Annotated in this window: 10 protein-coding genes; 8 read left to right on the plus strand and 2 right to left on the minus strand. The window is 62.1% G+C overall.

The annotated features are described in order from the left end of the window. Positions 1 to 11 precede the first annotated feature (11 nt). Positions 12 to 1,592: an isocitrate lyase gene (locus ACQY4G_RS11995; protein WP_421993648.1), complete on the minus strand. Its 1,581-nt coding sequence runs from the start codon at positions 1,590 to 1,592 to the stop codon at positions 12 to 14. 195 nt (positions 1,593 to 1,787) lie between these two features. Between ACQY4G_RS11995 and ACQY4G_RS12000 the strand changes: the two genes are divergently transcribed. From ACQY4G_RS12000 to ACQY4G_RS12030, 7 genes are all read left to right on the plus strand, one after another. After that, on the plus strand, positions 1,788 to 3,170 hold the full coding sequence (locus tag ACQY4G_RS12000; RefSeq protein WP_421991186.1) for a helix-turn-helix domain-containing protein: 1,383 nt from the start codon (positions 1,788 to 1,790) through the stop codon (positions 3,168 to 3,170). Positions 3,171 to 3,253: 83 nt separating this feature from the next. Beyond that, entirely contained in the window at positions 3,254 to 3,547 is a 294-nt protein-coding gene (locus ACQY4G_RS12005) for a hypothetical protein (protein ID WP_421991188.1), read from the plus strand. Positions 3,548 to 3,682: 135 nt separating this feature from the next. Further along, entirely contained in the window at positions 3,683 to 5,068 is a 1,386-nt protein-coding gene (locus ACQY4G_RS12010; protein ID WP_421991190.1) for a TIGR03013 family XrtA/PEP-CTERM system glycosyltransferase, read from the plus strand. Beyond that, on the plus strand, positions 5,068 to 7,176 hold the full coding sequence (gene prsK, locus ACQY4G_RS12015) for an XrtA/PEP-CTERM system histidine kinase PrsK (protein WP_421991192.1): 2,109 nt from the start codon (positions 5,068 to 5,070) through the stop codon (positions 7,174 to 7,176). Before ACQY4G_RS12010 ends, prsK begins: the two co-directional genes overlap by 1 nt. Beyond that, a complete protein-coding gene (prsR, locus tag ACQY4G_RS12020; RefSeq protein WP_421991194.1) occupies positions 7,176 to 8,543 on the plus strand; it encodes a PEP-CTERM-box response regulator transcription factor in 1,368 nt (455 codons plus the stop codon). Before prsK ends, prsR begins: the two co-directional genes overlap by 1 nt. Then, positions 8,527 to 10,293 carry a tetratricopeptide repeat protein gene (locus ACQY4G_RS12025; RefSeq protein ID WP_421991196.1) on the plus strand — a complete coding sequence of 589 codons (1,767 nt, stop codon included), beginning with the start codon at positions 8,527 to 8,529 and terminating at the stop codon, positions 10,291 to 10,293. Before prsR ends, ACQY4G_RS12025 begins: the two co-directional genes overlap by 17 nt. Before the next feature lie 40 nt (positions 10,294 to 10,333). Continuing rightward, a complete protein-coding gene (locus ACQY4G_RS12030) occupies positions 10,334 to 11,335 on the plus strand; it encodes a bile acid:sodium symporter family protein (RefSeq protein ID WP_421991198.1) in 1,002 nt (333 codons plus the stop codon). 162 nt (positions 11,336 to 11,497) lie between these two features. On the opposite strand, the gene panB is transcribed toward ACQY4G_RS12030, so the two are convergent. Next, positions 11,498 to 12,370: a 3-methyl-2-oxobutanoate hydroxymethyltransferase gene (gene panB / locus ACQY4G_RS12035; protein WP_067688542.1), complete on the minus strand. Its 873-nt coding sequence runs from the start codon at positions 12,368 to 12,370 to the stop codon at positions 11,498 to 11,500. Positions 12,371 to 12,497: 127 nt separating this feature from the next. Between panB and ACQY4G_RS12040 the strand changes: the two genes are divergently transcribed. Next, positions 12,498 to 13,928, plus strand: coding sequence for a sodium-dependent transporter (locus tag ACQY4G_RS12040; RefSeq protein ID WP_067688545.1), 1,431 nt, complete (start codon positions 12,498 to 12,500; stop codon positions 13,926 to 13,928). Positions 13,929 to 13,970 lie beyond the last annotated feature (42 nt).

Here is a 13,970-nt window from a genome sequence, read left to right on the forward strand (position 1 = left end):
CCTTCCTCTCCTTACGCCGCAGCGAACTGGTTCATCGTATTGTCCTTGCCGCCGGCCTTGAGGGCGGCTTCGCCGGCGAAGTACTCCTTATGGTCGTCGCCCATGTCGGAGCCCGCCATATTCTGGTGCTTAACGCAGGCGATACCCTGGCGGATTTCCTCGCGCTGGACGTTCTTGACGTAGCCCAGCATCGCCTGTTCGCCGAAGTATTCGCGGGCGAGATTGTCGGTGCTCAGCGCGGCCGTGTGATACGTCGGCAGCGTGATGAGGTGGTGGAAGATACCGGCGCGCTTCGAGGCATCGGCCTGGAATGTGCGGATCTTCTCGTCAGCTTCGGCGGCAAGCACGGTGCCGTCGTAATCGACGCTCATAAGCTTGTCGCGATCGTAGGCCGAGACGTCCTTGCCCGCTTCCACCCAGGCATCGTAAACCTGCTGGCGGAAGTTGAGCGTCCAGTTGAAGCTCGGTGAATTGTTATAGACCAGCTTGGCGTTGGGGATCACTTCGCGAATCCTGTCGACCATGCCGGCGATCTGTTCGACATGCGGCTTCTCGGTCTCGATCCACAGCAGGTCGGCACCATGCTGCAGCGCCGTGATGCAATCGAGCACGCAGCGGTCTTCGCCCGTTCCGGGACGGAACTGGTAGAGATTGCTGGGCAGCCGCTTCGGCGCCATCAGCTTGCCGTCGCGGCTGATGAATACCTGACCGTTGGTGATATCGGCCGGATCGACTTCGTCGCAATCGAGGAAGCCGTTGTACTGGTCGCCGAGGTCGCCGGGCTCCTTCGAATAAGCGATCTGCTTGGTCAGGCCGGCGCCGAGGCTGTCGGTGCGGGCGACGATGATGCCCTCCGGCACGCCGAGTTCGAGGAAGGCGTAGCGGATCGCGCGGATCTTCTGGAGGAAGTCCTCGTGCGGCACGGTAACCTTGCCGTCCTGGTGGCCGCACTGCTTTTCGTCGGACACCTGGTTCTCGATCTGCAGCGCGCAGGCTCCAGCCTCGATCATCTTCTTGGCGAGCAGGTAGGTCGCCTCGGCATTTCCGAAGCCCGCATCGATATCGGCGATGATCGGAACCACGTGCGTTTCGTGATCGTCGATCGCTTTCTGCAGGCGCTGGGCTTCGACTTCGTCGCCGGCATCGCGCGCAGCGTCCAGATCGCGGAACAGCATACCCAGTTCGCGGGCATCGGCCTGCTTGAGGAAGGTATAGAGCTCCTCGATCAGTCCGGGCACCGAAGTCTTCTCGTGCATCGACTGGTCGGGCAGCGGACCGAATTCGCTACGCAGTGCGGCGACCATCCAGCCCGAAAGGTAGAGGTACCGGCGCTTGGTACTGCCGAAATGCTTCTTGATCGAGATCATCTTCTGCTGGGCGATGAAACCGTGCCAGGTGCCGAGCGACTGGGTGTAGTTGGTCGGGTCAGCATCATAGGCGTCCATGTCTTCGCGCATGATCTTGGCGGTATAGCGCGCAATATCGAGCCCTGTGCGGAAACGGTTCTGGACGACCATGCGCGCGGCACTTTCGGCGTCGATCGCGCCCCAGGGTGCGCCGTTGGCTGCGATGGTTTCGTTCAGTTCGGTGATCCGGGCCGAATAGGTCACGAGGAAGCTCCTTGTCGAATTGGGACGCCGTTGAGTGGGACGTCGTATTGCGGCGTGTTCGCCTTGGCTTCTTGATGGGGCATTGAATGATCCGGCGACAGGGAAATTTACAAAATATCTTGTCTATCTGGGCTGTTTGGCGCTATCGAATATGTAATGATGTAAAGAAAGTGACAAATGGCCGAGGAAGCACTTTTTGCCGGGCCCGCCGTTCGCCGCCTGCGCAAGCGCGAGGGATTGACGCAGGCCGCCACTGCGGCGCGGCTCGATATTTCGCCGAGCTACCTCAATCTGATCGAGCGGAACCAGCGCCCAGTCAGCGCGCGCGTGATGATGCAGTTGGTCGAGCAATTCGATTTCGATCCCCGCTCGCTGCGGGAAGACGAATCGATCGGTGGCATCGACGGATTGGTGAGGCGTTTCGCCGACGAACGTTTTGCCGACCTCGGAATAGACCGGGAGGAACTACAAGAATTCCTGACCTCGGCCCCGCAGGCAGCGGCGGCTTTTGCGCGTCTCTACGACAATGCCGGGGACGCGGGAGGCCCGTCGAGCGACCCGCTGTCGGAATCGCGACGCGAAATCGAACGGTGGCGCAACCATTTCGCGGATCTCGATCGGGCTGCGGAAGAGCTGGCCGATGAGATGCGACTTTCGCGCGGAGACATGAGCGTCGCGCTGGCCGAGCGGTTGCGCGAGCGACACCAGCTATCGGTCCGCATCCTGCCGCGCGAGGTCTTGCCCGATAGTCTGCGGCGCCTCGATCTGCATGCCAGGCAAGTCCAACTGTCGGAAATGCTCAGCTCTGCCTCGCGCAATTTCCAGCTTGCACTGCAACTGGCGCAGCTTGAGTTCGCGGACGATATCGACGCGGTGGCGAAGGGCGCACGGTTTGAAGACGAGGCCGCCCGCGCCCTGTTTGCTCGCCATCTGACCGGATACGTCGCGGCGGCGCTGATCATGCCCTATGGGCGCTTCCTTCGCGCGTGCGAGGCCACGGGATACGACCTGCCAGTATTGGAGCGTCGTTTCGGGGTCAGTTTCGAGCAGCTCGCGCACCGTCTGACGACACTGCAACGCGTCGGGCAGCGCGGCTTGCCCTTCTTCATGGTGCGTCTCGACAGGGCGGGGCAGTTTTCGAAAACTTTCACCGGTGCCAGTACCGCCCGTTTCGTGGAATCCGAGACCAGTTGCCCGCTGTGGCACGCACATCGCGCGTTCGATCGCGCGGGCGAATTGCAGGTCCAGTTCGTGTCGCTCGACAACACCGGCGACCGCGACGGCGGATGGCTGACGATGGCGCGCACGGTCGAAGGCAGCGGAGCGCCGGGGGAAGCCCAGTTCGTCGTGGCTGTGGGGATCGAGGCGGTGCTGGCATCCGAACTGGCCCAGGCACGCGGTATCTCGTTGCGCCCGGACGATGCGCAGCCGATCGGTCCGGGATGTGCTCGCTGCCACCGTATCCGCTGCAGCCAGCGTTCGCTTCCTCCTGCCGGGCGCAAACTCGCCTTCGACACGATCCGCCGCGGCGTCACGCCCTTCGAATTCGAGCAGGGCTAACCACTAATCGTCGCGATCGGGGAACCGGCCTATGCGTAACGGCGTTTTTGGGCGCATGATCTCCATCGCAGGGAGGAATTTACATGACTGAAGAACGCATTACCGAAACGACCGATTCTTCCGGCAATACCCACACGACGCACACCGTAGTTACCGATGGCGACAACCGCGGCGGAGGGACGAACTGGGTGCTGATCATGCTGGTCGTTGCCATTGCGATTATCGGCATCTTCTTCTTCACCCAGATGAACAGCGCGGAAGTGGCGAAAGACAACGCGATCGCGGATGCGGCGAACGAGGTTGGCGAGGCCGCCAACCAGGTCGGCGACGCGGCCCAGAATGCGGGCGAGGCAGTCGAAGACGCTGTCGCTAACTAACGCGTTCAATTCATTTCAGAAGGGCGGCATGCATAACGCGTGCCGCCCTTTCTTTTCGACTGTAAAATTTACCGACGGTTCATCCCTCTCTGCTAGTCAAGATTTCCGACACTAGCAATTTGCGAGCCGGTCCGGATGATCCGCCTCTTCAAGCACTACATTTCCCACAATGTCGTGCTGCTGTCCCTGATAGACCTTGCGCTGCTCGCTCTGGCGGGCGAGGCCGCATGGCGTCTGCGCGTGGCGCAAATCGGGGTGAGCGTCGGGGACTTTTCCGATCGTGCGCTCGAAATTGGCGGTTTTGCGGGCGTCATCTGGCTGGCGATGATCGCGGTGGGGACTTATGGGCCCGAAGCCCTGCGCTCGACCCGCTTTGCGACCGCACGGCTGCTGGTGGCCGTAAGCCTCGGCGTTCTGGCGATCTCGTTGATGAATTTCATGTTTCCCGGCTCGGCGCTGTGGCGCTCTGTGCTGCTCTACGCGATGGGCATCTCGATTGTCGTCCTGATCGCCAATCGTATTCTTTCCGGCAGATTGTTGGGAATCGAGGCCTTCCGCCGGACGGTCATCGTTCTCGGCGCAGGTGAACGCGCCGAACGATTGCTCAAGCTTTCGCATCGCGAGGAGAGCGGATTTACAGTGGCGGCCTTCATTGCCATGGGCGATTCTCCACCCACGCTTCACGCGGCCGTCCCGCGCGAAACCATTTCCGATCTCGGTAGATTCGTCGAGCGTGTCGGCGCCACCGAAGTCGTCCTGGCCCTGCAGGAACGGCGAAATTCGTTGCCGCTCAAGGATTTGCTGCGAGTGAAGACGAAGGGCGTTCAGGTCAGCGATTTTTCGAGTTTCCTCGAACGCGAAATGGGCCGCGTTGATCTCGATACACTCAATCCAAGCTGGCTGATCTTTTCCGACGGCTTTTCCGCCGGTCGCCGCTTGTCGAGCATCGGCAAACGTATCTTCGATATCGTAGTCAGCCTGTTGATTTTGGTAGTCGGTTTGCCGCTAATGGGCATTTTCGCGCTTCTGGTGAAGCTGGAAAGCAAGGGACCGGCCTTCTTCCGGCAGACCCGCGTCGGGCTGTACGGTCAGCATTTCACGCTCGTCAAACTGCGCTCGATGCGCGTGGGCTCCGACGATTCGGGCGCGAAGTGGGCGGAAGAGGACGATCCGCGAGTCACACGGATAGGCCGCTTGATCCGAACGGTACGGATCGACGAGTTGCCGCAGGTGTGGAGCGTGCTGAAGGGCGAAATGAGCTTCGTCGGACCGCGACCCGAAGTGCCGGCTTTCGTCGTCGATCTGGAAGAGGAACTGCCATATTATGCCGAGCGGCATGTCGTGAAGCCCGGGATCACCGGGTGGGCTCAGATCAATTATCCCTATGGCGCAAGCACGGAGGATGCCCGGCACAAGCTTGAATACGACCTCTATTACGCCAAGAATTACACGCCTTTCCTCGACATTCTTATCCTGCTGCAAACCGCACGCGTGATACTCTGGCCGGATGGAGCGCGCTGATGGGCTGGATGGCAAGCTTGTCCTATGTGGCCTATACGCTCGGCGCCATCGTCTGCGCGCTTGCGGCCATCTGGATTGCCCGCAAGGGCGACCAGGCCCGCAGCGATCGCACGCCGGCGATCGTCTCGCTGGCCCTGACCGCCAACTGGTGTTTCGCCGCCGCCAGTTTCGAACCCGGCAAGCCGATCGTAGAACTGACCGAAATCGCGCGCAATCTGGCATGGCTGTTCACGCTATTCCGGCTTTTCGCCAATGATGGTCGCGACGAAACGCTCAGGGTCGTGCGTCCGGCAGTGGCCGCGCTCGCTTTCGTCGAAGTGCTTCAATTCGCGCTGCTCTTGCTGGCGTATCGCTATGCCGTGACTGGAGAGATTGCCGAGCTGATTTTCGAGACGGCGGCGCTGTTTCGGGTAATGGTTGCGGTGGGCGCGCTTGTCTTGCTGCACAATCTCTATGTCGGTGCCGCAGCCTCGTCGCGGTTGATTTTGCGCTGGAATGTCGCGGCGCTGGCCGGATTGTGGGCCTTCGATCTCAATTACTTCACTATCGGTTACATCGTTGGCTCGGTGCCCGCCGAACTGGCGGCTCTGCGCGGCATTGCGGCTGCGGTCGTGGCCGTACCCTTTGCGCTCGGATATACCGGCACTTCGTCGAAACTCGAGTTTCGCCCGTCTCGGGCGGCAACCTTTCGCTTCCTTTCGCTCTTGGTGATCGGTGCCTATTTCGGTCTGATGCTGGCGTTGGCCCGCTCGCTCGACATGCTGACCGGCGATTTGGCCCGCATGACGCAGGTCGGCCTGATCATCGCGGCTGGCGCGCTGGCGCTGATCTGGCTTCCCTCGAATCGTCTGCGCGGATGGTTGCGGGTGACCGCAATCAAGCATCTGTTCAAACATCGCTACGATTATCGCAACGAGTGGATCCGGTTTACCCGCACGATCGGCTCGACGGGCTTCGACAACACGACACTGCAGGAAAGGGCGGTGAAGGCGCTGGCGGATATCACCGACAGTCCGTCGGGTATACTGCTGGTGCCCGACGACGACAGCGGGTTCGAGATCGCGGCCAATTGGCGCTGGCCGGACAGCGATATCCCCGCGCGGGCAGCACCTGCCGCGCTGGGTTACGTCCTCGAGCGAAGCGAGCTCATCATCGATCTGGATGAAGTGCGAGAAGGTATCGACCACCATGGCGAACAGGCGTTGGTTCCCGACTGGATGCGCGAAGACAGGCGCGCCTGGGCAGCCGTGCCGCTGCTTCATTTCGACCGGCTCATCGGGCTGGTAGTGCTTGCGCGTCCGGTCGTCGCGCGTAAACTCGACTGGGAGGATTTCGATCTTCTGGCCGTGGTGGGGCGCCAACTGGCGAGCTACCTTGCGGAACAGGCCGGCCAGGCCGCGCTGCTCGAAGCCGGCCGTTTCGACGAGTTCAACCGTCGCATGGCTTTCGTCATGCACGACATCAAGAACCTGTCGAGCCAGATGTCGCTCTTGCTGCGCAATGCCGAAAAACACGCCGACAAACCCGAATTCCGCAAGGACATGCTGGTGACGCTGCGCAACAGCACCGACAAGCTCAATTCGCTGCTCGCACGCCTGGGTCGGTATGGTACCCCCGAGAGCGAGAAGAGCAGCCAGTTCGATCTGGCCGAAGCGGCACAAAAGGTCGCGGATCGGCTGGACAAGACGCATCCGGTGACCATGCTTCGAGCGGAGCCGGTGAAAGTGGAAGGCAATCGAGAAGCGCTCGATCAGGCGTTGGTCCATCTCGTCCAGAATGCGGTCGATGCCAGCGAAGCGGACAGCGCGGTCATGATCGAGGCGTACAGCGACGGCGTTTCGGGGAAAGTGACGGTGATCGACAATGGCTGCGGCATGTCTCCCCAGTTCCTGCGCAATGGATTGTTCAAGCCGTTCGTCTCCTCGAAAACCGGCGGTTTCGGCATTGGCGCCTTCGAGGCGCGCGAACTGATTCGTTCGATGGGCGGACGGCTGGATGTGCAGTCGCGCGAGGGTCTCGGGTCCCGGTTTACCGTCAGCCTGCCGCTCAAAGCGGCGGCATCGATCATCGGACGCGGCCGAACCAATAGAGAAAACGAGGTCGCTTGATGGCACAATCCAAGCCCAAACTGTTGATCGTCGAGGACGACGAGGGCCTGCAGGCACAGCTGAAATGGGCCTATGACGATTTCGACGTCGTAATCGCGGGAACCCGCGAGGCGGCGCTTGCTGCATTGCGGTGCGAAGAACCGGCGGTTGTCACGCTCGACCTTGGCCTTCCGCCCGATCCTGACGGGACGAGCGAGGGTTTCGCGGTTCTCGAAGCGATCATGGCGATGAAGCCCGACACCAAGGTCATCGTCGCATCGGGGCATGGTGCACGCGAGAGTGCTCTGCGCGCGGTCGAACAGGGGGCTTACGATTTCTACCAGAAGCCGGTGGACATCGACACTTTGGGGCTGATCGTGCAGCGCGCCTTTCGCCTGCATCAGATCGAAAAGGAGAACCGCCGCCTGGCCGAGAAGGTCGGTGAGGATCGCACGGTGCTCGGCTCGATGGTGACGGCAGCTCCGGAAATGGCCAAGGTCGCGCGTACGATAGAGCGTGTGGCGCCGACCAACGTCTCGGTGATGCTCCTCGGCGCAAGCGGTACGGGCAAGGAATTGCTCGCGCGTGGGGTTCATGATTCCAGCGACCGCCGCAACGGTGCCTTCATTGCCATCAATTGCGCAGCGATTCCCGAAAACCTGCTCGAAAGCGAGCTGTTCGGGCATGAAAAAGGCGCATTTACCGGTGCGGTCAAGATGACCGAGGGCAAGATCGAACTGGCTGACGGGGGCACGCTCTTTCTCGACGAGGTCGGCGACATTCCGCTCCCGCTGCAGGTCAAGCTGCTGCGATTCCTGCAGGAACGCACGATCGAGCGCATCGGCGGTCGCAAGCCGATTCCCGTCGATACCCGCATCGTCTGCGCCACGCATCAGGATCTCGAGGTGATGATCGGCGAGGGCAGCTTTCGCGAAGATCTTTTCTACCGGCTGGCGGAGATCGTGGTGAAAGTGCCGACGCTGGCCGAACGGCCGGGCGATGCGATACTGCTTGCCAAGCATTTTCTGGCGCGCTTTGCCAAGGAGATGAATCCGCAGGTCAAGGGTTTCGCGCCAGATGCGCTTGCCGCCATCGACGGCTGGAACTGGCCGGGCAACGTTCGCGAGCTCGAGAACAGGGTGAAACGAGCGGTGATCATGGCGGACGCCAAGCTGGTATCCGCCGAAGATCTCGATCTGGCGCAGACCGACGAGGAAGGTGTGGACATCGCTCTCAACCTCAAGGCGGCGCGCGAGCAGGCGGACAGGCGGATGATCCGCCAGGCCTTGGCGCGTAGCGAGGGCAATATCTCCAACACGGCCAAGCTGCTCGGCATAAGTCGGCCGACGCTGTACGACTTGCTCAAGCAATATGATCTCCAGACGTGACCTCAAGCTGATTGCTGGGCTCGCGCTTGCGCTTGCGGCGCTCGGAGGCTGCGAGGAGACCGTTCCGGATCGATCGGCTGTTGAGAGCGCGCGGATCGAACTTGCGCGCGGTGATTTTCTTGCAGCGCAGGTGTTTCTGGATCGCGCACTGGATGAAGGCACGCCGCGCGAGGAACTCGCTGCGCTGCTCGGTGAGGCGGCGCTGCTCGCCGGAAATTTGCAGGTAGCGCGCGAATGGCTCGCCCCGGGCGAATTTTCGGAGCAGACAAGGGCCCGTGGATTCCGATTGCTTGGCCGATTGGAAATGGCCGAAGGAAACCTTCCGGCAGCAGGTGCCGCATTCGACCAATCCTATCGAGTCAGGCCGGACAATGCAGAATTGTGGGTCGATATCGGGCGGTTGCGCTATCGTGGCGGTGAGCAGTTGGAGGCAATTGAGGCGGCCGAACGCGCGCTGGCGATCGATCCCGACAATGGCGAGGCGCTTCGTTTTCGCGGTCAGCTGGCGCGCGATGCAGAGGGGCTGGTAAAGGGTGCAGAGCTGCTGGGAAGAGCCCTGGAGATCCAGCCTGAAAATATCGATCTACGGGTCGAATATGCCGCCACGCTCGGCGATGCAGGGCGCGCGGACGAGGCATTACAGGTCCTGCGGGCAGAAGATGGGTCGGCTGCGGCGACACCGCGGGGACTTTTCGTCCAGGCGGTCATCGCAGCGCGCGGGGGCCAGTTCCGCCTTTCGCGGAATCTGCTGACGAAATCAGGATTGCAGCGTGATGGTCTTGCGTCGGCGCACCTCCTGTCGGCGATCATCGACCTGCAAAAGGGAAACTACGCCAGCGCGGCGCAGGCCCTCGACCGCTTATACACGCGCCAGCCCGACAACGCCCGTATCCGCGATCTCCTCGCCTATGCCTTGTCACGCGACGGGGGCGAACGCGAACTGGTCTATCGCTTTGCCACCACTGCTTCGAGCGGTTCGGGTTCCGCCTATTTGCGAACCCTGGTGGGGCGCGCCTACGAGGCGCTGGGAAATCGCGAGCGGGCAGCGATGTTCCTCGACCTCGCGGCTATCGGGCAAGCCAATCTGTCGGTACTGCCCAGCATGACCCCATATGAATTGCTGGCGATTTCTGGCGGCAGCAACGGCGGCGGGCTCGAAACGCGCGACTATGTGCGCAGTGCCATCGCCGGACGCGAAGCGGTGGCCGCGGTTCGCAGGGCACGCGATTTCGCAAAGCGCTTTCCCGGCTCGGCCGACGCTCAGGCCATTCTCGGCGATGCCGAATTCGCGCGCGGGAACAAGCGTGCCGCGCGCGAGGCCTATGCTCGGTCTGCGCGAGTACGGCGACCGTGGCCGCTAGCCTTGCGGCTTGCAGGCGCGCAGGACAGCCCGGAAAGCGCGCGCGAGTTGCTCGAAGACTATGTGCGCGACAATCCGATGAACGGAGAGGCCGCAGCAATCCTTGCCGATGCGTTGGCGGCAGAGGGCGATTGGGAGCGGGCTATCCGACTTCTCGATCATTCGATGGGGCTTGGCATGGTGCGGGTGCCGTGGGTGCTCGCAGCACGAAGCGTTGGTGCGCTGCAACTCGACGATCGCGAAACTGCGCTCGATTTCGCGCTGGCGGCGCATGACTTGCAGCCGATGAATCCCCTGGCGATTTCGGCTCTCATTGCCACCCTGCCCGAAAGAGATGAAGCCGCTCGGCGCGAGCTCGAGGCCAAGCTGCGATCGCTGGGCGCGGGTTGAAGGTCTCGACAAGCTCTTAAGGCAGCGGCAGGTGCAGCGCATGGCTTTCAGAACGCTATTTGCCGACCCCATGCTGCGGATGCTCGTGGCCGCCATAGGCCTGGCCGCGCTGCTTCCGGCGACGGGTGAAGCTAGGGGGGTGGCACAGGGCGTCGCCAATGCGGCGATCTTCATCCTGTTCCTGCTCAACGGCATGCGGATTGCGCGACGCGATATCGCCGCCGGAATTGCCAACTGGCGCTTTCTCCTCCCGCTCGTCCTGTGGGTTTTCGGTGCCATGGCGCTTATGGGGCTTGCGCTTGCATCCCTGGGACAAGGCTGGCTGACTCCGTCGGTTGCGCTAGGCTTCCTCTATCTGGGCACGCTTCCTTCCACCGTGCAATCGGCCACGTCCTACACCGCGCTCGCTGGAGGCAATGTCGCGCTGTCGGTCGTCGGCGCGGCATTGCTCAACATCCTCGGGGTCTTCGTGACCGTCCCGATTTTCCTGGCGCTGGGAGGCAGCGGGAGCGGCGCGGTGGGAATGGAGGTGATCGGCAAGATCATGCTGCTGCTGATCCTGCCTTTCGCCCTCGGCCAGGCGGTCCAGAATCTCACCAGCGAGTTCATTTCGCGCCACAAACCGAAGATCGCCTGGGTGGATCGCTTCGCCATATCGGCGGCTATCTACGTCGCTTTTTCGGGCGCGGTCGAGCAGGGGATCTGGTCGCGAGTGGATGGCTACGATTGGGTGCTGATCGGTTTGCTCGTCGGGGTGTTTCTTGTCTTGGCCAATCTCGGCGCATGGATTGCCGGCGGAGCTCTCGGTCTGGTGCGTGCGGACCGGATCGCGTTTCTGTTTGCGGGAGCGCAGAAAAGCGCCGCAGTGGGCGCGCCCTTGGCCACGATACTTTTTGCGCCCGAACAAGCGGGTTTCATCGTGATCGCGCTGTTGCTCTATCACTTCTGCCAACTGGTCGTGGCGGCACCGATCGCTACTCGGCTGGCGCATCAGCATCCGGCTGATGCCGCCGCTCATGGCGCCCCGACCACCAGAAGCTGAGCCCGATAGGACCGCGCCGATCAGCCCGGTGCCCGTTCCCACTATCGCGAGGAAGGCGAAAGGCAAACCGTACCAGACGGAGAGGCTAAGGCGGAATAGAGTGAAGACGAGCAGAAAGCCGCAGACACGCCGAAGCGTAGCTATGGAAAGGGATTCCTGAAATCAGCCCTTGGGCTGGTAGGTTTGGTCTTGCGTCGGGAAGCTGCGCGAGCGCACTTCCCCTGCATATTGGGCCACGGTCTTTTCGATCACGCTGGCGATGTCTTCGTACTTCTTCACGAAGCGGGGCACGCGTTCGAACATGCCGAGCATGTCTTCGGTTACCAGGACTTGCCCGTCGCATTCGGCCGAAGCTCCGATGCCGATGGTCGGGCACGATACCGCCTTCGTCGCCTCGATCGCGATCGGTTCGAGAACGCCTTCGAGAACGATGGCGAAGGCTCCGGCTTCATCGAGCGCCTTGGCATCGCCGACGATCTTCTTCGCTTCCGCATCGTCGCGTCCGCGCGCGGCATAACCGCCAAGTACATTCACGGCCTGGGGAGTCAGGCCGACGTGGCCCATTACCGGGATACCGCGCTGGTTGAGGAACGAGACGGTCTCGGCCATCTGCTCGCCACCTTCGAGTTTGACCGCTGCCGCTCCCGATTGCTTGAGCAGGAAGGTCGCGCTTTCGAAGGCCTGCTGCGGCGATTGCTCGTAGGAGCCGAACGGCATATCGACCACGACAACCGAATGATAGCTTCCGCGAACGACGGCGGCGGCATGGTTGGCCATCATGTCGAGCGTGACCGGAATGGTCGTCGGCAGGCCGTAGATCACTTGAGCCAGCGAATCTCCGACCAGCAGGATGTCGCAATGCGCATCGAGCAGCTGTGCCTGCCGGGCGGTGTAGGCGGTCAGCATGACGAGCGGTTCGCGGGTCTCGCCATCGGCCTTGTGGGCGCGAATTTTCGGCACCGTCAGGCGCTTCATCGGCTGCGGAGTGGGGTTGGCCCGGCTGGTGCTCGTATCGAGCTTGAATGTGGTCGACATGGCGCTCCACTAGCAAGCGCGTGGACGATGGCAAAGCGAAGCTTGGAATTCTGCGGAATTGCGTGTTTAAGAGCGCGCATCTGACACGCGGCAGGGATCACCGCGCCTGGAGAGGAACAATCTGAACATGGTCGCCACCACGACTTCGACGGGCGAGGGCTGGTCCTCGCGTACGGCATTCATCCTCGCAGCGGTCGGCGCCGCGGTGGGGCTGGGTAATATCTGGCGCTTTCCGACACTGGCGGGCGAAAGCGGGGGCGGGGCCTTCGTGATCGTCTACATCGGTTGCGTGTTCCTGTTGGGCCTGCCGCTGGTGCTGTCGGAAATCTTCATCGGCCGGGTGGGGCAGACCGACGCTGTCGGATCGATCCGACGCGTGGCGGCGCAATCGCAGTCGTCGCCGAGCTGGTCGGTGTTCGGCGCAGTCGGTGCGCTGGCGGCCTTTCTCATCGTTTCCTTCTACTCGGTGGTTGCCGGCTGGGTGCTCTATTACGCGGGTGTGATGGGAAGCGACCTCGTCTCCGCAATCGCGGCAGGCGACCCGTTCCGCGGCGCGCTTGCAGGCGAGAGCCAGGAACAGATTCAGCAAAGGTTGGGCGATATGTTCGCCAGCCCGAGCCTGCTGCTTGGCATGCATTTGCTGTTCATGGGCCTCACCCTTTATATCGTTGCGCGTGGGGTGAGCTCGGGGATCGAGAAGGCGGCGACCTATCTCATGCCGATGTTCTTCGTCCTGCTGGTCGGGCTCGTGATCTATGGCGCGATCGAGGGCGATATCGGCGATGCGCTGGCGTTCCTGTTCACTCCCGACTGGTCGAAGCTGACCCCGCAGGTGATGAATTCCGCCCTGGGCCAGGCCCTGTTCTCGCTCTCGCTAGGTGTGGCAGGGCTGATTACCTATGGTTCCTATATCAAGGAGAATAGCGGGCTCGGGCCCACCGCGGGCGTAATCGCAGTCATGGACACCGGTGTTGCGCTGCTGGCTGGTCTGATGATCTTCCCGATCGTCTTCGCTGTCGGTCTCGATCCGGCGGCAGGGCCGACGCTGGTGTTCCAGACCCTGCCCTTCGCGTTCCAGACGATGCCGGGTGGTGCATTGTTCGGGTTCCTGTTCTTCGTCCTGATCCTCGTCGCGGCGGTTACCAGCTCTATTTCGCTGCTCGAGGTGCCGACCGCCTACGGGATCGGCGAGCGGGGATGGAGCCGTCCGAAATCGGCGCTGATCTTCGGCGGCGGAGCATTCCTTATCGGGATCGCCTGCCTGCTCGGTTACAATGTTTGGGCCGATGTCCGCCCGTTGGGTTTCTGGCCACTGTTTGAGAACACCGATATCCTCGACACGGTCGATGGCTTTACTGGCAAGGTGATGCTGCCGGTCGGCGCGCTGCTGACCTCGATTTTCATCGGGTGGAAGGCAGATGAGAACCTGCTGCGCACGACAACCGGACTGTCGCCCTGGGCCTTTGGCCTGTGGCGCTTCCTGATCGCCTGGTTGTGCCCCCTGGCAGTCTCGATCATCCTGGTGACCGGTCTGTTCCCGGGCATTCTCGGCTCCTGACGCGCAAAGGGCCGCTCCGGTTGGGGAGCGGCCCTTTGCAAT

The sequence above is a fragment of the Qipengyuania sp. genome (genome assembly GCF_965277845.1).
GTDB lineage: Bacteria > Pseudomonadota > Alphaproteobacteria > Sphingomonadales > Sphingomonadaceae > Qipengyuania.

What these genes read in the sequence shown, in the direction of transcription:
- ACQY4G_RS12010 (WP_421991190.1), top strand. Translation starts at nt 3,683, where the DNA reads ATGATCCGCCTCTTCAAGCACTACATTTCCCACAATGTCGTGCTGCTG.
- ACQY4G_RS12000 (WP_421991186.1), top strand. Translation starts at nt 1,788, where the DNA reads ATGGCCGAGGAAGCACTTTTTGCCGGGCCCGCCGTTCGCCGCCTGCGC.
- prsK (WP_421991192.1), top strand. Translation starts at nt 5,068, where the DNA reads ATGGGCTGGATGGCAAGCTTGTCCTATGTGGCCTATACGCTCGGCGCC.
- ACQY4G_RS12030 (WP_421991198.1), top strand. Translation starts at nt 10,334, where the DNA reads ATGGCTTTCAGAACGCTATTTGCCGACCCCATGCTGCGGATGCTCGTG.
- ACQY4G_RS12005 (WP_421991188.1), top strand. Translation starts at nt 3,254, where the DNA reads ATGACTGAAGAACGCATTACCGAAACGACCGATTCTTCCGGCAATACC.
- panB (WP_067688542.1), bottom strand. Translation starts at nt 12,370, where the DNA reads ATGTCGACCACATTCAAGCTCGATACGAGCACCAGCCGGGCCAACCCC.
- ACQY4G_RS12025 (WP_421991196.1), top strand. Translation starts at nt 8,527, where the DNA reads ATGATCTCCAGACGTGACCTCAAGCTGATTGCTGGGCTCGCGCTTGCG.
- ACQY4G_RS12040 (WP_067688545.1), top strand. Translation starts at nt 12,498, where the DNA reads ATGGTCGCCACCACGACTTCGACGGGCGAGGGCTGGTCCTCGCGTACG.
- prsR (WP_421991194.1), top strand. Translation starts at nt 7,176, where the DNA reads ATGGCACAATCCAAGCCCAAACTGTTGATCGTCGAGGACGACGAGGGC.